Below are 18,425 nucleotides of genomic sequence, written 5' to 3' on the forward strand. Positions count from 1 at the left end.
CCGCATGTCACCGCGCACCACGGGCGACGCCCTCCGCATCCGCTTCACGCGGGTCGGGGTGGCCGTCGCCGCTCTCGCCCTCGGAGCCTCCGCCCTGCCCGGCCTCACCCCCGCCGCCGACGCCGCCGTCGTCGCCCCGGGCGACCTGCAGATCAACGAGATCTACGGCGGCGGCGGCAACTCCGGCTCGACCTTCACCCACGACTTCGTCGAGCTCGTGAACACCTCCGATCAGCCGATCGACCTCGCCGGCTGGTCCCTCCAGTACGCCTCCGCGACCGGCACCTTCAACTCGTCGGGCGTCCTCGCCCTCGAGGGCACCGTCCCCGCCGGCGGCACCTTCCTGATCCAGCTCGCGAAGGGCGCCGGCGGCACCGAGGCGCTGCCCGAGCCGGACCTCATCGGCACCACCGCCGTCTCCGGCAGTCAGGGCGTCTTCGCCCTCTCGGACTCCGACGGCCACCTGGTCTGCACCGGTGCGACCTGCGCCGAGGACCCGGCCGTCGTCGACCTCGTCGGCTGGGGCGGCGCGACCACCTTCTCCGGCACCGCGCCCGCCCCGCGCACCACGAACGCGACCTCCGTCGCGCGCGTCGCCGCGACCGGCGAGAACTCCACCGACTTCGTCGCCGGTGAGCCCACGCCCACCAACTCCGGCGGCGACGGCGCCGATCCCGAGGAGCCGGAGGAGCCGGAAGAGCCCGGCGAGACGGTCGAGGCGAGCATCGCCGAGATCCAGGGCACCGGCGCGCAGAGCCCGATGGTCGGGAAGGACGTGGTCACCGAGGGCGTGGTCACCGCGGTCTACGCGACCGGCGGCCTGAACGGCTACGTCATCCAGACCGGCGGCACCGGCGGGGCGCTGGACTTCTCCACGCACACCGGCTCCACCGCCGTGTTCGTGCACTCCCCGGAGACCGCCTCCCAGGTCGCGATCGGCGACTCGGTGCGCGTGACCGGCGAGGTCTCCGAGTACTACGACTCCACCCAGATCTCCGTCGGCGCCGAGGGCCTCGAGCAGCTCGATCAGGCGCTCGAGCCCGCCCGGCCCGCGACCCTCGTCGGCGGCTTCCCCACCGAGGAGGCGCAGCGCGAGAGCATCGAGCACATGCTCTACCTGCCCGGCGCGGAGGAGTTCACCGTCACCGACGTGTACAGCACCAACCGCTTCGGCGAGGTGGGCCTCGCGATCGGCGACCAGCCGCTGCAGCAGGCCGGCGACATCATGCGCCCCGGCGCGGAGGCCACCGCCTACTACGAGAGCCGCGATGCGCTCAAGGTGCTGCTGGACGACGGCCGCACCACGAACTTCCAGAACAACCCCACCCAGCCGATGAGCTGGCTGACCACCGAGGAGCCCGTCCGGGTCGGGGCCACCCCCTCCTTCACCGAGCCCGTCGTGGTCGCCTACTCCTTCGACCAGTGGCGCCTGAACACCACCACCCCGTGGGAGTCGGCCTCGACCGACGGCGTCGACTTCGAGAACACCCGCCAGGTGACGCCCGACCCCGTCGGCGGTGACCTGCAGGTCAGCACCTTCAACGTGCTGAACTACTTCACCACCCTCGGCGAGGACACCCCCGGCTGCGAGCCCTACACCGACATCGACGGGAACGGCACCACCGTGCGCGGCGGCTGCGACCTGCGCGGCGCGTGGGGCGCCGACGACCTCGAGCGCCAGCAGTCCAAGATCGTCGACGCGATCTCCGGCACCGGCGCCGACGTGGTGGGACTGACCGAGATCGAGAACTCGGCCCGCCTCGGGGAGGAGGCCGACGAGGCCACCACCACCCTCGTCGCCGCGCTGAACGAGAAGGACGGCGAGGGCACCTGGGCCTACGTCCCCACCGGCGAGGCCTACGCCGCGCAGGGTCTGGACGGCGGCCAGGACGTGATCACCAACGCGATCATCTTCAAGCCCGCCGAGGTGCGCCCCGAGGGGCAGATGCAGATCCTGGCCGACGACCCCGCCTTCGACAACGCCCGCGAGCCGCTCGGCCAGGTGTTCGTGCCGATCGACGGCGACGGTGCCCAGCAGGTCGAGGGCGAGCCGTTCTTCTTCACCATCAACCACTTCAAGTCCAAGGGCTCGGCCGATGCCGAGGACTCCGGCCTCCCGGCCGACCCTGTCCAGGGCAACGCCCGCACCTCCCGCCTCCAGCAGGCCGAGGCGCTGCTGACCTGGGGCGAGCAGACCGCATCCGAGCTCGGCGTGAAGGACGTCCTGCACGGCGGCGACTTCAACTCCTACACCCAGGAGGAGCCCCTGCAGACGTTCTACGAGCAGGGCTTCGTCAACCTCGGCGAGACCCACGACCCGGAGGGCTGGTCCTACAGCTTCGGCGGCATGGTCGGCTCGCTCGACCACGTCATCGCCTCCCCGTCGGCCGCCGAGCGCGTCACCGGCGCCACCGACTGGCAGATCAACGGCCCCGAGTCGGTGATGGCCCAGTACGGCCGGTACCACAACAACGCGGTGGACCTCTACGAGAAGGGCCCCTTCGCCTCCTCCGACCACGACCCGATGATCGTGGGCCTGGACGCCGGGTACGAGGAGGCGCCGACCCTCCCGGACTTCACCGACGTGCGCTCCGACCACCCGTACTACGACGAGATCATGTGGGCGGCCGGCAGCGGCATCGTCCCGGGCGGGGAGGACGGCACCTTCCGTCCCACCCGCGCCGCGGACCGCGTCACCCTCGCCGCGGCCCTGTACGAGATGGCGGGCCGTCCCGAGGTGGAGGTCCCCGCGAGCTCGCCGTTCAAGGACGTGAAGGCCGATCACCCGCACTACGAGGCGATGCTGTGGGCCGAGTCCGAGGGCGTGCTCACCGTCAACAAGGGCGGCGCGTTCCGCCCGAGCGCGGCGCTGAGCCGGGGCATGGTCGCCGAGGCGCTGTACGCCGCAGCCGGCTCGCCCGCGGTGGGGTCGCCCAGCGGTGACGGGCAGGCCGACGCGATCGCGTGGCTGCAGGCCGAGGGCCTCGACGAGGGCATCGTGGACGGGGACGAGCTCCGCCCGAACGCCCGCGTCGACCGCGCCGAGACCGCCGCCTGGCTGTACCGTCTCGACCGCCTGTGAGCGCGGGGGCGGTGCCCGCCGCACTCTCCCGCCGCCTCGGACTGCGCGACGCGGTGGTGATCGGCCTCGCCTCGATGATCGGGGCCGGTGCCTTCGTCTCCCTCGGCGCCGCCCAGGACCTCGCCGGATCGCTCGCCCCGGCGGCGGTGCTGGTCGCCGCCGTGGTCGCGCTGTGCAATGCGACCTCGACTGCGCAGCTCGCCGCGCAGCACCCCGCCGCGGGCGGCACCTACCACTACGGCCGGGAGCGGCTCGGACCGTGGTGGGGGTTCCTCGCCGGCTGGTGCTTCGTGATCGGCAAGACCGCCTCCTGCGCCGCGATGGCGCTGGTCGTCGCCGCGTATCTCGTGCCCGAGCCGTTCCAGCGACCCGTCGCGGCGCTCCTGGTCGTGGTGCTGACGGCCGTGAACCTGGTCGGCATCACCCGCACTGCGGTGCTCGCCCGGGTGCTGGTCACGGTCGCGCTCGCCGCGCTCGTGCTGACCGGGGTGCGGCTGCTCGCCGGGGTCGTGGCGGGCGGGCCGACGGGAGGCGCGGGCGACGGGGCCGGTGCCGGGCTGTGGAAGGTGCCCGGTCCCCTCGCCGGGCAGGCCGTCGGGCTGTGGGACGGCGGTCTCGCGGCCGTCGCCGGCGCGGGGGAGGGCGGCGCTCTCGGCATCGTCCTCGCCCTCGCGCAGGCCGCGGCGCTGATGTTCTTCGCCTTCGCCGGCTACGCCCGGGTGGCGACCCTCGGCGAGGAGGTCGTCGCGCCGCGCCGCACCATCCCCCGCGCGATCCTGCTCGCGCTCGCCGCGGTCGGCGCGCTCTACCTGGTGCTGTCGGTGATCCTCGTGCTGGTGGGTCCGGCACCGGGCGAGCAGGGCTGGGGCCCGGCGCCCTTCCGTGCGGCGCTGGACGCGGTCGGCGCGGGCGGGGTCTGGGCCGTGGTCGTGACCATCGGCGCGGTCGCGGCGGCCTCCGGTGCGCTGCTCGCGCTGGTCGCGGGCATCTCCCGCACCGTGCTCGCCATGGCGCGGGAGCGGGACCTGCCGCCCGTGCTCGCGCACGTCAGCCCCCGCTTCTCGGTCCCGCAGCGGGCGGAGGCCGTGGCCGGCATCGCGGTGGTGCTGCTGGTGCTTCTCGCCTCCGACGTGCTGGTCGCGATCGCCGCCTCGTCCTTCGGCGTGCTGCTCTACTACGCGGTCGCGAACCTCGCCGCGCTCACCCAGACCGGGCAGTGGCGGCTGTTCCCGAAGGCGATGCAGTGGCTCGGCCTCGCCGGCTGCGTGCTGCTCGTCGCCGCGCTGCCCGGTCGCACGATCGTGGCGGGCCTGGTGCTCGTCGCTCTCGGCCTCGCCTACCGCGGACTCGTGCTCGCGGCGCGACGCCGCTGACCGGCGCTGCCGCCGCGCCGCACCGCACCGCACCGTGCTGCCCCGCCCGCCGCTCCGCCTCCCGGCGGCCCGGAAGCACCGAGTTGTTCGACGTCCGGTACCACTTTTCTGGTACCGGACGTCGATCAACTGCTCGACCTCCCTCGGGCCGTCGAGTTCCTCGACGCGCGGTACCGCTTTTCTGGTACCGGAGGTCGAACAGCTGGCCGGGTGTGGCCTGCAAGGCGGCGGGCATCGCGGAGCAGGGCGGGCAGAGCGGAACAGGGCTGGGCCGGGTCGGGCCGCCGCCGACCTCCTTGTCGCATAAGAGTTGACTTATATGACCGCGACGGTGGAGCATGGGCGCATGCACGCGCTCGACGTCCTCGGCGACCCGGTGCGGCGGCGGATCCTCGAGCGGCTCGCCGACGACGGGGAGCTCGGCGCGGGCGAGATCGGCGAGATCGTGCAGCAGGAGTTCGGGATCAGCCAGCCGGCCGTCTCCCAGCACCTGCGCGTCCTGCGCGAGCACGGCTTCGCCACCGTCCGGCCGGAGGGCCGACGCCGCCTCTACGCCCTCGACCCCCGCGGCCCGCGCGAGGCGAGGGAGTGGCTGACCCCGTTCGAGCGGTTCTGGCTGCCGAAGCTCGACGCGCTCGGCACCGAGCTCGCCCGCGGCAAGCGCACCCGCCGCCTCGATGCCGAGCGCGCTGAGACCTCCGGCCCCGCCGCCGACTCCACCGACACTGCGACGACGGGCACCCCGCCCGCCCACACCGACCCCGCGACGGGAGCCCGGCCCGCCGCGACGACCCCCACCACCGAGAAGGAGACCTGACATGGTCGACGTCCCCGCCCAGCTGCAGTCCGTCACCCGCGCCTATCGCACCGAAGAGCGCGGCGGCGAGCAGATGCACGTCCAGTCCCTCGAGCAGACCTACCCCGCCGCCCTCGCCGACGTGTGGGAGGCCGTCACCTCGGCCGAGCGCATCCAGCGCTGGTTCCTGCCGGTCAGCGGCGACCTCCGCCTCGGCGGCCGCTACCAGTTCGAGGGCAACGCGGGCGGCGAGATCACCGCCTGCGAGCCGCCGTCGGCCGGTGCCGCCGAGTTCTCCGCGACCTGGGAGGCCATGGGCTCCGTGTCGTGGCTGACCGTGCGCCTGGCCGAGGTCGACGGTGAGCGCACCAGCTTCGAGCTCGAGCACATCAGCCGCGTCGCCGACGTCCCCGCCGAGATGTGGGAGACCTTCGGCCCGGGCGCGACCGGGGTGGGTTGGGACGGCGGCCTGCTGGGTCTCTCGCTCCACCTCGGCGGGGTGGAGGGCTCGCTCTCCCCGGCCGAGGCGGAGGCCTGGGCCGGCACCGACGAGGGCCGCTCCTTCTACCGCGGAGCGGCCGACGGCTGGGCCGTCGCGCATGCGGCCTCCGGCGAGGATCCCGCCGTCGCCCAGCAGCGGGCCGACGCGACCTACGGCTTCTACACCGGCACCGAGGCCTGATCCCCGGAGCCCTGCTCAGACCGCCCGGGCGATCACCACGAACTCCCTGCCCGGGCGGTCCGGCGCGTCCCGGCAGCGTTCCGCAGCGGTCACACGAACGAGGTCCAGGTGGTGTCGGCGTCGATCAGCCAGTGGTTGCGCAGGGTGAGCGCGCGCTCGACCGCGGCCAGCACACCGGCGACGGTGACCGTGACGTTCAGCCAGGCGGGCAGCTGGATCGGCGAGGTGAAGGTCCCGACCCGCTCGGCCACCGGCGGGATGCTCGTGATCAACTCCGCGGCCTGCGGCACCATCAGCACCAGCCCGATCAGCAGCACCACGATCGCCATCGCGCCGAGCATGCGGCTCGCGCCCGGGTGGCGCCGGCCGAAGCGGGCGCGCAGTCCCTCGAGCGAGCGGGGGTGCGGGCGCAGGGTCCTGGCCGGGCCGTCGTCCGAGGGGACGAGGTGCATCCGGGAGGGGCCGTAGCTGCCGATCGCGACCTCGACCGTCCCTCCCGGCACCTCGAAGGCGACCGGCGAGTTCGCGATGTGGAGCTGTCGGCCGTCGCGGTAGATCGCGATCGGCGCGTGCCGCGCGCCCTCGGCGATCTTCCCGCCCTCGAGCTCGGTGGCCAGATAGCGCACGTCCACGATGTACGACGCCTCGCGGCCTGCCCTGTCATCGGGGTCCAGGGCGAACTGGGTGCGGGTGAGCGTCTGCCACCAGCGCAGGTCCTTCAGCGCGCTGCCGTCGCCGGGCTTCGCGCGACCGAGCTGCCGCTGTCGGCGTAGTCGCTGGAACATGGTCCTCCCGGGGCCGTGGGGCGTCGATGGCCTCCATCCCATCGGACTCGGCGCACCGGACGCCAGTGCGATCTGTCATCTCCTCCGAAGGGAGGAGCTGCGCCGGCGGGGAAGGGAGAGGATTCGGCTCAGCCGGCGCGCATCTCCCGCGGCAGCTCCTCGAGCAGCCGCAGCCACAGCTCCGAGGCGGCCGGGTAGCTCGGCACCGCATGGCGCAGCACGTGCACCGGCACCGCGCCGACGATCGCGATCGTCGCGGCGTGCAGCAGCTCGGAGGCCTCGGGGCCGACGAACGTCGCACCCACCAGGGTGCGGGTCTCCAGGTCGACGACGATCTGCGCGGTGCCGGTGACGTCGTCGCGCAGCAGCGCGGAGCCGGCCGCCCCGCCGAAGGGCACCTGCGCGGTCACCACCCGGTGTCCGGCCTTGCGGGCCTCCGCCTCGGTGAGGCCGACGGCCGCGACCTGCGGATCCGTGAACACGACCTGCGGCACCGGCACCTGGTCGGGCACCGGCTCCGCCGCCTCCCCGGTCGCGGCGGCGAGGATCCGCTGCCCGATCACGCGGGCGCGGTACTTCCCCCAGTGGGTCAGCTGCGCCTCCCCGCTCGCATCGCCCACCGCGTGCAGCCAGCCCGGCAGCGTCCCGTCGCCGGTGACGTCCTCGGGGGACAGACCGACGGTCTCGAGGCCCACGTTGTCCAGCCGCGGATGGCGCCCGGTCGCGACGAGGACCTCGTCGGCCTCGAGGGTGTCGCGACGGCCGTCGGACTCGACCTCGAGCTGCACCCGCCCGCCGTGCACCCGTCCCAGCCCCGTCTCCCGGGCGCCCTCGCGCGATCCGGAGTGCACGGAGGCCCCCAGACGCACGTCGACGCCGAGGCCGCGCAGCGCCTCGAGCACGTGACGGCCGGCGAAGCGCTCCAGTCCTTGCAGCAGCGCGTCCCCGCGCGCCAGCATCGTGACCCGGGTGCCGAGCGCGGCCATCCAGGTCGCGGCCTCGACCGCGACCACGCCGCCGCCGACGATCACCAGCTCGTCCGGCACCTCGACCACGCCCGTCGCATCGTGCGAGGTCCACGGCGCGAGGTCCCGCAGCTCCGCGGGGATCCTGGGCACGGATCCGGTGGCCAGGACGACGGCGCGCTCGGCGACGAGGCGCTGCGGGGCGCGTCCGTCGGCCCCGCTGACCTCGACCTCGCGCTCGCCGACGAGCCGGCCGTGCCCGCGCACCACGTGCAGCCCCGCCCCCTCGGCCCAGGAGACCTGGCCCTCGTCGGAGTAGTGGGAGACCCAGGTATCGCGCCGGGCCAGCAGCGCCTCGGCGTCGACCTCGGGGGTGGTGATGCCCGGCAGGTGCGCGGCGGCGTCGGCGACGGCGAGGGGGCGCAGCAGCGCCTTCGAGGGCATGCAGGCGTAGTAGGAGCACTCGCCGCCCAGCAGCTCGCCCTCGACGACCGCTGCAGTGAGGTCGGTGCCCTCGGTCGCGTATTGGGCGACGTTCTCGCCGACCGCCCCGCCGCCGAGAACGATCACGTCGAAGGAGGTCGCAGCATCGGGGGCGGGAGCATCAGCAGTCATGGTCCGACGCTACGCCGGAGCCCGGGCGTTGTCACGGCCTCGTCAGCGCCGGGTCCGGCTGCCCATCCCGTCGAGCACCTCGCGCACCGCCGCGGCGGGGTCGGGGGAGTCCATCACCGCGCGCACCAGCGCGAGCCCGGCGACGCCCGTGCGGGAGAGCGCCGGGGCGTCGGCCGGGGTGATGTCCCCGATCGCGACGATCGGCAGTATCGTCGCGCGCACCAGCGCCGGGTAGCCGTCCACGCCCAGCGGCTCCCGGCCGGAGTCCTTCGTGGGGGTGCGGCGGAACGGCCCGGCGCCGAGATAGTCGAGGTCGAAGGCGACGTCGGCCGAGTCGCGGACCAGGTCGAGCGTGCCCGTGGTCAGCCCGATGACCGCGTCGTGGCCGAGCAGGGCGCGGGCGTCGGGGACGGGCAGGTCGTCCTGGCCGAGGTGGACCCCGTGCACGTGCGCCCCGCGGGCCCGGGCCGCCGCGGCGACGTCGGCCCGATCGTCGACCAGCACCCGCGTCGTGGGATTCGCCGTGCGGACGGCCTCGGCGACGGCGAGGACGAGCTCGAGCAGCTCCCGCGTGCTCGCCTCCTTCGCCCGCACCTGCACGACCCCGGCCCCGGCCGCCGCGGCCTCGGCGGCGATCTCGACGGTGCGCGGGCCCGTGCCGGAGGTGACGAGATAGCAGCGCAGGTCGAGGGGGCGGGCGTTCACGGGAGGTCTCCGATCTCGTCGAGGGCGTCGAGCAGGTGCATGCGGAAGCTGCCGGGCCCGGTCGCGCGCGATGCGGCGCGCTCTCCGGCCAGGGCCATCCAGGTGGTCGCGGCGAGCGCGGCCTCGAAGGGATCCTCCCAGACGGCGGTGCAGGCGGCGGTCAGCGCCCCCAGCAGGCAGCCCGTCCCGGTCACGCGCGGCAGCAGCGCGGAGCCGCGGGCGAGGCGGGCCTCGCGGCTCGCATCCAGCACCAGGTCCACTGCGCCGGAGACGGCGACGGCCCCGCCGGTGCGGCGGGCGACCTCGGCGGCGGCGCCGGCGGCGGACTCCGCGGCGGCGGTCGAGTCCGCGCCCCGCCCGCCTCCCGCCTCGCCCACCAGGGCGAGGATCTCCGAGGCGTTGCCCCGTACCGCCGCCGGCCGCTGCGTGATCAGCCGCCGCGCGAGCGGGGTGCGGACCGGCGCGATCCCGATAGCCGTCGGGTCCAGCACCCACGGCCGGCCGTCCTCCCGCGCGACCGCGACGGTGGCGGGGATGCCGTCCATCGCGTCGGTCGAGAGCGTGCCGAGATTGATCAGCAGCGCGTCCGCGACGGTCGTGACGACGGGCGCCTCGACGGCGGTCTCGGTCATCATCGGCCGCGCCCCGGCGGCGAGCAGCCCGTCGGCCACCAGCTGCATCGACACGGTCGCGGTGAGGCAGTGGACCAGGGGTGCCGCCTTTCGCACCGCCGCCAGGACGGGCAGGGCGCGGGCGAGATCGGGGTCGTCGGCGGGGCTCATCGCGTGCTCTGCTTGGCGACCGTGTCGAGGTCCGCGTCGATCTCGCGCGGGGAGAGCCGCGGGCCGAGCAGCGCCCCGACCACCACGAGCAGCCCGCCGAGCGCGACCATCCCCATCACCGTCGTGTGCCGGCCGAGCAGCGGCTCGAGAGCCGGCACGTAGAACGGGTACAGCGCCGGCAGCACGAGGGAGAGGCTGTAGGCGGAGCCGTAGCCGGTCGAGCGGATCGCGGTGGGGAACCGCTCGGAGAGATAGGCGGCGACCGGGCCGTAGGCGGAGACCGTCGCGACCTGCAGCAGCGCGGCGAGCAGCGCCGCGACGGCGAGGGTCGGCGCGGTGACCGCCGCCCACCACAGCACCGGGCCGACGAGCCCCGCGACGGCGCCCCACACCACGAACAGGAGGCGCCTCCCGACCAGGCTCGAGAGGTGCCCCGCGAGCACCATCACGAGAGCCTGCGCGATCGAGGCCGCGCCCATCACCAGCGGCACCGCCTCCGGGGCGATCGGCGAGTCGGTGGACAGCCGGGCCGTCAGCAGCAGCACGGTCGAGTCGGTGAGCAGCCACAGCCCCGTCATCAGCACGAACGCCGCCCAGAACGCGGACGCCCAGCGTCCGGTGAGCAGGCTGCGGAGGCCCGGTCGCGGGGCCGACGGGGCGGCCGGCGCCGGTGCTCGCCGGGCCTGCGGCGCATCGACCACGTGCCGCCGGTAGTAGAGCATCATCGAGATCGACAGCGCCGCGCCCGCGACGAACAGCGCCCGCCAGCCCCAGACCGCGTACTGCTCCGGTCCCAGCATCGCCAGCAGCGCCGCGACGGCGAAGGCGATCGTGGCCTGCGCCCACGGCGCCATCGAGAGGATCAGCCCGCTCATCAGTCCGCGCCGCCCCGGCCGCGACCACTCCATCGCCAGCGGGATCGCGGCCGAGTACTCGCCGGCCACGAAGATCCCGCCGAGGAAGCGCAGCGCCAGGATCAGCGCGACCGTGCCCGGGCCGAGGACCTGGTGGGTGGGGACGAGGGCGATCGCGAGCGCGCACGCCGCGGTGCCCGCGATCGCAAGACGGGTGGTGCGGGTGCGCCCCATGCGGTCCGCGATCCGCCCGAACACCACCCCGCCGACAGGCCGGCCCAGCAGCATCGCGACGATGATCAGCGCCGCCGCCGACGCGGTCGCCGACGGGCCCGCGATCACGAGCATCGCCGGGGCCAGCGCCGTGACCGGCAGGAACACATGGATGTTGTCGATGAAGTTTCCGACCACGCCGGCGCGCAGAGCGGCCAGGCCCTCGGGCGGCAGGGCGCGGGTGCCGGTCGCGGGGATCGAGGCGGCGGTCATCGGGTCGCCCCCGCGAGGGCCGGAGCCGGGGAGACGGCGGCGGCGTCCACACGTCGTGCCTGCTCGAAGAACTCCAGCTCGTGACGGCAGGCGAGGAGGAAGGCGCACGCCGCCTCGGCCCGCACCTCCGGGTCGGCGCCCTCGAGCTCGCGCTCGACGACGCCGAGCGCCCCGCGCACCCCCTCCACGAAGGTGGGGTCGCGGTAGGTCAGGAGCCACCCCGCGTAGGGGTGCTCGTCCGGGACCTCGGGCAGGCTCGCCCCGACCTGCGCGTACAGCCAGAAGCAGGGCAGCGCCGCGGCCGCTCCGATGGCCGTCGGGTCGCCGAGCGCCCGGGCGAGCAGGAAGTCGGTGTACGCGCTGGTCACCGGGCTGACGGCCACCTCCGCCGCGTCGGGGCGGGCCGCGAGCCAGGCGCGGTGCAGCTCGAGCTCGGTGTCCACACAGTGCCGGGAGGAGTCCGACCAGAACTCCCGCGCGGCAGGGGCTTCCGAGATCTCGGCCAGGGTCGCGAGGGCGCGGGAGTAGCGCTGCAGGTAGTGCGCGTCCTGCGCGAGATAGAAGGAGAACTGCCCCTCGGGCAGGCTCCCGTCCACGAGCGCCGCCACGAAGCCGGAGCCCTCGATCGCGCCGGCGAGCGGCGCCCCGGCCGCCCACAGCGCCTCGGTCCACGGGCCGACGGGCGGGACGGAGGCGGCGGGGCCGTCGGCCGTGACCAGGGCGGCGAGCTGCGCCGGTTGCTCCCACCGCTCCGGCACCGCGCCCGCTGCCACCCACGGTGCGGCCGATCCCGCCGCCGCGAGGCGCCGTGCCCGGTGCGCATGGTCGACGGGACCGTTCCCGCTCCCGACCTGCAGTGCCGCGCCGTGCGCGATCGCCTCGTGCAGCCAGTCGGTGACCCAGGCGAGCGCCGTGCCCGGGTCCTCGCCGGCGCCGAGCCGGGTCGCGAGCGCCGCCGCGAGGGAGCAGCCGGTGCCGTGCGTGCTCGTCGTGTCGACCCGCGTGGAGTGCACCCGGTGGCGGGTCCCGTCGGCCCCGATCCAGGTGTTGGTGACCGCACGGCTGTCGAGGTGGCCGGTCTTCACCACGACCGCGACGCCGGTCGCCTCCGACCAGCGGGCGGCCTGGGCGAGGGCCTCGTCCTCGTCGTGCGCGCGGGGCTCGCCGGTCAGGACGGCGAGCTCGTCGATGTTCGGGGTGACCACGGTGGCGAGGGAGCAGAAGCGGATCATCGCCTGCTCCGCCTCGGGCTCCAGCAGTCTGTCGCCGCTGGTCGCGACCATCACCGGGTCGACCACGAGCACCCGCGGCGGATGGGCGGAGAGCCAGGTCCGGACGGCCTGGGTGATCTCGGCGGTGCCGAGCATGCCGGTCTTGACCGCCTCGAGCTCGACGTCGTCGGAGACCGCGCGGAGCTGCGCGGCGAGGAACTGCGCGGGAGGGACGTGGATGTCGCTCACGCCGTGGGTGTTCTGCGCGACGACCGCAGTCACCGCCGCCATGCCGAAGCCGCCCGCGGCGGTGATCGACTTGAGGTCCGCCGCGGTGCCGGCGCCTCCCGTCGGGTCCGTGCCCGCGATCGAGAGCACGCGCGGGGCCGACGGTGCGGGGCGGTCGGGTGCGAGTCGACCCGGCACGGCGACGCGGGGGAGGGCAGCGGGAAAAAGGGTGCAAGGATCCGAGCTCATGCGGACATCCCTTCGCTAGTACGAACTAGATCAGGTTCCACGGGTGTGATCTCAGCGCCTCGGGCGCACCCCGTGTCCAGTGGCCGAGTGTAGGCCAGGCCGTGGTGGAGCGGGCGCGGCGTTCCGTGGGGGAGTGCTCGGGGGTGTGTCGGTGCGCGGCCCGCCTCCGGCATCTGCGCCCCTGCGCGCCACAGCCCGGACGCTGGAAACCGCGCCCTCTACCGCAGGGGTCCGACAGACGAAGCAGGCCCCTCGAAAACCGGTGGACGACATTGTGGAAAAAGTGGGTGTGTGGAGGGGGTGTGGATCGAGAGCTGCATAGCGCTCCATATCTGCCACTCGATGAGAAAGTTATCCACATATTCCGCGGAGGTCTTTCTTCTGTCGGTTTCCGCGCGTAGTGTGAAGGCGTCGGATCGAAAGAGGCGGTGCATCGACGCATCGCCGGAACGAGCGGGGAGGAGGGGCCGATGAGTATCACGCAGCCGGAGTGTTCGCCGGGCGATGAAGCCGCCGAGGCAGCGCCCAGCACCGCCCTGCCCGAGGGTGCGGGTGTCACCGTGCCGGCCACCTCGGACTCCCTGATCGCGTCGCTGCCTGCTCGTCTCCGCCGCGTCACCGCACGTCGGGCCCGTACTCGAGAGGCGCTTCCTGACCTCGGCGGCTGCTCCGACGACCCCGCCCTGAGCGAGGCCGCGCAGCGTGTGTGGGACGCGGAGCGAGCCTCCGCCCTTGCGCTCGCCGCGCAGTACCGCGCCCTCGCCGCCCTGCACGAGTTCGAGGGCGAGTACGAGGACACCTGCGAGCTCGACGAGGTCGAGACGCTCCGCGCCGCGCTCGGCCTCCGGGTTACCCGAAGCGCCGCGAGCTGGCGGCTGCGCGACGCCTACCAGGCCGTGCATCATTTCCCGCGCACCCTCGAGAACCTCGAATCCGGGAGAATGCCGTCCGCATGGTTCCAGCGAATGCTGAAGACCTCGCAGAAGCTCTCCGAATCCTCCAGGAGGGATCTCGATGCCGTGATCTCGACGTGGTCCTCGGATATCACTCCGGAACGATTCTTCACGCTGCTGCGCGCCCTCATCGAGCATCTCGCCGAGCGGGAGAACCGCCCCGACCCCGTGGCCGCACTCGAGCGCACCGTCGAGCTGCTGCCCGGCGCGGAGGCCGGCACCGGGACCCTGAGGATCACGGGCCCGATCCCCGAGATCCTCGCCCGGTGGAAGTCGATCGACGAGTCCGCCCGCGCCGTCCAGTCGGCGCAGCGTGCGGCGCTCCGCGACGGCACCCCGATCCCGCACGACCCCGACGGAGTCGTCCTCGAGACCGGCCGCGCCCTCCCGCTCACCCGACTGCGCTACGCCCTCCTGGACACCGCCGAGCTCGACGTCGAGGGAGTCGCCGTCCCCGCCGAGCGGTTCCGCCTCAACGTCACCGTGCCCGTGCTGACCCTGCTCGGCGCCTCCGACCAGCCCGGCATGCTCGACGGCGTCACCCCGCTGCCGCCCTCGATGGCGCGTACCCTCGCCGGCAGCTGCACCGTCTGGCACCGCGTCCTCACCAGCGCGAGCAGCGGCGCCTTCCTCCCGCTCCCGGCCGACCGCGTCACCCCCACCCCCGCGATGCTCGAGCACCTCCGGCTCCGCAACGGGCAGTGCGCCGTCCCCGGATGCACGCGCCCCACCTCCTGGGCCTCCGAGTGCGACCACATCGAGGAGTGCCTGCGCGGCACCCCGGGCGAGGGCGGCGCCACCGAGGTCGAGAACCTGCACCTCCTGTGCTGGCAGCACCACCTCGACAAGACCAGCGGCCTGCTGGACCCCACCCGGCTCCCCACGCACGCAGGCAAGCCCGGCCGCACCCGCTGGACGATCGGCCGCCACGGCGACGCCGTCACCGTCCTCGACGACCTCGACCACGCCAGCCTCGAGATGGTCGAGCTGCTTACCGCCGCCTGGACCGGCTTCCTGCGCGGCACCCACGCGGGCAGCCCCGCGACCAGCCCGAACAGGCCACCGGAGACCCCCGGCGAACCGCGAAGGCACCCCGCATCGCTGGTCGAGGAGCCGACGCTGCAGACCCAGGTGCCGCCCGGACCACCGCCGACGGCAGGTCCGCAAGCTCCCCGGGGCCAGCAGTTCGGCGCGGAGGCACGGCCTCACGCGGATCCACCACCACGCCCTGCTCCGCGCCCCGACACTGCTCCGCCGCCCCGCACCGCACCCCCGGATCCCCCGCCGGAGGGGTGGGGCGACTACGGGCCGCCGCCCTTCTGATGCCGCGCGCCCGTCCCTCGTCCGTCGCACCCCACCCCTAGGCTCGATGACATGAAGATCCTGCACACCTCGGACTGGCATCTGGGCCGCACCCTGCACAAGGTCGACCTGCACGAGCACCAGGCCGCCTTCCTCGACTGGCTCGTCGACCTCGTCGAGGCCGAGGGGGTGGACGTGGTCGTGATCCCCGGCGACGTCTACGACCGTGCCGTGCCCGCGGTGAGCAGCGTGACCCTCCTGGACCAGGCCCTCGCGCGCCTCGCCGACACCGGCGCGACCGTGGTGTTGACCAGCGGGAACCACGACTCCCCGGAGCGGCTCGGCTTCGGCCGCTCCCTGATGCGCGCCGGCATCCACCTGCTCACCGACCTGCCCGGGATCGAGCATCCCGTCTCCGTCGAGGACGAGCACGGCGAGGTGCTGTTCTTCGGCCTGCCCTATCTCGAGCCGGACCGCGCCCGCACCGAGCTCGCCCGCGAGGGCGATGAGCCGCTTCCCCGCAGCCACGAGGCCGTCACCCGCGCCGCCCTCGACCAGGTGCGCGAGCGCGCCGCGGCCCGGCCCGGTGCCCGCACCGTCGTCCTCGCCCACACCTTCGTCACCGGCGGCGAGGCCAGCGACTCCGAGCGCGACCTCTCCGTCGGCGGCGTCGACTCCGTCCCCGCCGGAGTGCTCGGCGGCATCGACTACCTCGCCCTCGGCCACCTCCACGGCTGCCAGGACCTCACCCACAGCGTCGGCGCCCCCGCCTGGTACTCCGGCTCCCCGCTCGCCTTCTCCTTCTCCGAGCGCAGCCACCGCAAGTCCGTCCTCCTCGTCGAACTGGGCGCCCCCGGGGCCGACGGGGAGCGGGCCGAGGTCGCCGTGCGCCGCCTCGAGACCCCCGTCCCACGCCGTCTCACCGAGCTGCGCGGCACCCTGGAGGAGATCCTCGCCAGCCGCGACGAGCACGCCGGGGACTGGCTGAAGGCCGTCGTCACCGACCCCGCCCGCCCCGCCCACCTGCAGGAGCGGCTCCGCGAGGCCTACCCCCACCTGCTCCTGACCGAGTACGCCCCGGAGGGCCGCGCCGCGAGCGCCGGCACCCCGGTGGTGCGCCGCGAGCAGAACCCGCTGGAGGTGATGGACGAGTTCCTCGCCCACGTCACCGGCGGAGACCCCACCGAGGCGGAGCACGACGTGCTCGAGCGCGCCTACTCCGCCGTCCGCCGCCAGCAGGAGGCCTCGTGAAGCTCCACCACCTCCGCATGACCGGGATCGGCCCCTTCGCCGGCACCGTCGAGATCGACTTCGCCGCCCTCGGCGCCTCCGGCACCTTCCTGCTCGAGGGGCCGACGGGCTCCGGCAAGTCCACGATCCTCGACGCGATCGTCTACGCCCTCTACGGGCAGGTCGCCGGCTCCGCCACCAGTGCCGACCGGATCCGCTCCCAGTTCGCCGCGCCGACGGAGCCGAGCATCGTCGACCTCGTCTTCGAGACCCCCTCCGGACTGCACCGCGTGCGGCGCTCCCCGGAGTTCCAGCGCCCCAAGCTGCGCGGCACCGGCACCACGAAGGAGCAGGCCAAGGCCCTGATGTGGCGGATCGGGTCCCCGCAGGCCCTGCCCGCCGCGATCGCCGACACCGCCGGCGCCGGCGACGGCAGCGAGGTGATCGCCAGCCGCATCGACGAGGTGGGCCGCGAGGTGCAGCGCGCCGTCGGCCTCACCCGCGAGCAGTTCACCCAGACCGTCCTGCTGCCACAGAACGAGTTCGCCCGCTTCCTCCGCGCCGGCACCGGGGAGCGCCAGCAGGTGCTGCAGCGCGTCTTCGGCACCGAGACCTACGCCGCCGTCGAGAAGCAGCTCGAGGAGATGCGCAAACAGGCGAAGCGCCAGGTCGACGCCGCCCAGCAGACCCTCGGCACGGCGCTGGCCCGCTTCACCGAGGCCGTCGCCCTCGAGGACGAGGACTCCTCCGCGCTCACCGAGCACGCCGCCGCACTGCGCCTCGAGTCCCTCGCCGCCGCGGCCGATGCGCAGCTCGCGCAGGTGACCGCCCGCGCGACCGAGACCGCCGCCGGCTCCGCCGCGGCGCAGGAGGTGGAGCAGACCGCGCGGACCGCCGCCGAGGCCGCCCGCACCGCCCGCACCCGGATCGACCGCCGCCGTGAGCTCGACCAGCTCGCGACCCGCCTCGAGACGGAGAAGCCCGAGGTCACGAAGGCATCGGCCGCGCTCGAGCGCGACGAGACCGCCCGCCCCGTCGTCGAGGTGCTGCGGCGACGCGACACCGCCGCCCATGCCGCCTCCGCCGCGATCGAGGCCCTCGCCGCGCGCGCCGAACAGACGCGACCCGCGCACCCCGACCTCGTCGATCTCCTCGCGGAGCAGGCCGAGGACCCCGCCGCCGCGCTCGCCGCCGCGGCCGATGAGGCGACCGGCGCCGCCGGCGCCCTCACGGACCTCGTCGACCTCGAGACCGCGCTGCCCGAGCGGGAGAAGCAGCTCGACGCCCGGCGCGAGACGCTCACGGCCCGGGAGGAGAAGCTGAAGGCCGCGAGTGACCGGCTCGAGGAGCGCCCGGCTGCCCGCTCCGCCCTCGTCACCGCGCGCGAGGAGGCCCGCGCCGCCGCCTCGGGTCTCGCCGAGGCGCGGCTCGCCCTCGCCGCCGCGCAGGACGTGCTGAAGGCCGCGACCGCCGCGGATGCCCAGGTCAAAGCCGTCGCGAAGGCCAAGGCGACGGCCGAGCGCTCCCTGCGCATCGCCCGCACCCGCGCCGAGGAGGAGGCCGCGCTGCGTCGGCGCCGCTTCGCCGGGATCGCCGCCGAGCTCGCCGCCGACCTCGAGGACGAGACCGCCTGCCCCGTCTGCGGCTCCCACGAGCACCCCCACCCCGCGGACCCCTCCGAGGACGCAGTCAGCCCCGAGCAGGTCGAGGCCGCCGAGGCCGCCCGCCGCGCCGCCGAGCAGGCGCAGGCCGCCGACGCACAGGCCCTCGCCCTCGCCGAGCGGGAGCTCGCCGCGCTGCGCGAGGACGCCGGGGAGCACACCCCCGACACCGCCCACGCCGAGGTCGAGACCCGCACCTCCGCCGTCACCGCCGCGACCACCGCCGCCGCCCGCGCCGACGAGCTCGAGACGCAGCTGAACGCCTTCGACGCCGAGACCGAGAAGGCCACCCGCGCCAAGGAGGCGCTCGCCCTCGACGTCGCCCGCGAGCGCACCGGCATCGACGAGACCGGCCGCACGCTCGCCGCCGACCGCACCCGGATCGACGAGGCCCGCGGCGAGGATGGCTCCATCGCCGCGCGCCGCCGCGGCCACACCGCCCGCGCCCGCGCCGCGACCGCGCTCC

At 74.6% G+C, this 18,425-nt stretch carries 13 protein-coding genes and 1 riboswitch; of the genes, 7 read left to right on the forward strand and 6 right to left on the reverse strand.

Features of this window, described 5'->3' with window-relative positions; translation table 11 throughout:
- The first annotated feature begins 4 nt into the window (after positions 1-4).
- The 4 genes from L3K22_RS10645 to L3K22_RS10660 all read left to right on the forward strand — a co-directional run bounded on the left by L3K22_RS10645 (position 5) and on the right by L3K22_RS10660 (position 5,933).
- Positions 5-3,082, forward strand: a complete 3,078-nt coding sequence (locus tag L3K22_RS10645) for an ExeM/NucH family extracellular endonuclease (protein WP_263311365.1) — start codon at positions 5-7, stop codon at positions 3,080-3,082.
- Positions 3,079-4,455, forward strand: coding sequence for an APC family permease (locus L3K22_RS10650; RefSeq protein WP_263311366.1), 1,377 nt, complete (start codon positions 3,079-3,081; stop codon positions 4,453-4,455). Before L3K22_RS10645 ends, L3K22_RS10650 begins: the two co-directional genes overlap by 4 nt.
- Positions 4,456-4,801: 346 nt before the next feature.
- Positions 4,802-5,272 (forward strand): ArsR/SmtB family transcription factor, encoded by a 471-nt coding sequence (locus L3K22_RS10655; RefSeq protein WP_263311367.1) that lies wholly within the window; start codon positions 4,802-4,804, stop codon positions 5,270-5,272.
- A 1-nt stretch (position 5,273) separates the two neighbouring features.
- Positions 5,274-5,933, forward strand: a complete 660-nt coding sequence (locus tag L3K22_RS10660; RefSeq protein ID WP_263311368.1) for an SRPBCC domain-containing protein — start codon at positions 5,274-5,276, stop codon at positions 5,931-5,933.
- A gap of 89 nt (positions 5,934-6,022) precedes the next feature.
- Here the strand turns inward: L3K22_RS10660 and L3K22_RS10665 are convergent, their stop codons facing one another.
- From L3K22_RS10665 to L3K22_RS10690, 6 genes are all read right to left on the reverse strand, one after another.
- Positions 6,023-6,718, reverse strand: coding sequence for a hypothetical protein (locus tag L3K22_RS10665; RefSeq protein WP_263311369.1), 696 nt, complete (start codon positions 6,716-6,718; stop codon positions 6,023-6,025).
- A gap of 128 nt (positions 6,719-6,846) precedes the next feature.
- On the reverse strand, positions 6,847-8,298 hold the full coding sequence (locus L3K22_RS10670; protein WP_263311370.1) for a dihydrolipoyl dehydrogenase family protein: 1,452 nt from the start codon (positions 8,296-8,298) through the stop codon (positions 6,847-6,849).
- Between the two features lie 42 nt (positions 8,299-8,340).
- Positions 8,341-9,003 carry a thiamine phosphate synthase gene (locus L3K22_RS10675; protein ID WP_263311371.1) on the reverse strand — a complete coding sequence of 221 codons (663 nt, stop codon included), beginning with the start codon at positions 9,001-9,003 and terminating at the stop codon, positions 8,341-8,343.
- Entirely contained in the window at positions 9,000-9,785 is a 786-nt protein-coding gene (gene thiM, locus L3K22_RS10680) for a hydroxyethylthiazole kinase (RefSeq protein WP_263311372.1), read from the reverse strand. The genes L3K22_RS10675 and thiM overlap by 4 nt, the downstream gene beginning before the upstream one ends.
- Complete coding sequence (locus L3K22_RS10685) at positions 9,782-11,125, reverse strand: MFS transporter (RefSeq protein ID WP_263311373.1); 1,344 nt, start codon at positions 11,123-11,125, stop codon at positions 9,782-9,784. Before L3K22_RS10685 ends, thiM begins: the two co-directional genes overlap by 4 nt.
- Positions 11,122-12,813 carry a bifunctional hydroxymethylpyrimidine kinase/phosphomethylpyrimidine kinase gene (locus L3K22_RS10690; RefSeq protein ID WP_263311374.1) on the reverse strand — a complete coding sequence of 564 codons (1,692 nt, stop codon included), beginning with the start codon at positions 12,811-12,813 and terminating at the stop codon, positions 11,122-11,124. The genes L3K22_RS10685 and L3K22_RS10690 overlap by 4 nt, the downstream gene beginning before the upstream one ends.
- Positions 12,804-12,896, reverse strand: a riboswitch (TPP riboswitch). Its footprint overlaps the gene before it by 10 nt.
- 387 nt (positions 12,897-13,283) lie before the next feature.
- On the opposite strand from L3K22_RS10690, the gene L3K22_RS10695 reads away from it, so the two are divergent.
- The 3 genes from L3K22_RS10695 to L3K22_RS10705 all read left to right on the forward strand — a co-directional run.
- Positions 13,284-15,089 carry an HNH endonuclease signature motif containing protein gene (locus tag L3K22_RS10695; RefSeq protein ID WP_263311375.1) on the forward strand — a complete coding sequence of 602 codons (1,806 nt, stop codon included), beginning with the start codon at positions 13,284-13,286 and terminating at the stop codon, positions 15,087-15,089.
- 51 nt (positions 15,090-15,140) lie between these two features.
- On the forward strand, positions 15,141-16,319 hold the full coding sequence (locus tag L3K22_RS10700; RefSeq protein ID WP_263311376.1) for an exonuclease SbcCD subunit D: 1,179 nt from the start codon (positions 15,141-15,143) through the stop codon (positions 16,317-16,319).
- Positions 16,316-18,425, forward strand: a 2,110-nt coding sequence (locus L3K22_RS10705; protein WP_263311377.1) for an AAA family ATPase, incomplete at its 3' end; no start/stop codon positions are given. The genes L3K22_RS10700 and L3K22_RS10705, both read left to right, overlap by 4 nt.

The organism is Brachybacterium atlanticum (assembly GCF_025669985.1).
GTDB lineage: Bacteria > Actinomycetota > Actinomycetes > Actinomycetales > Dermabacteraceae > Brachybacterium > Brachybacterium conglomeratum.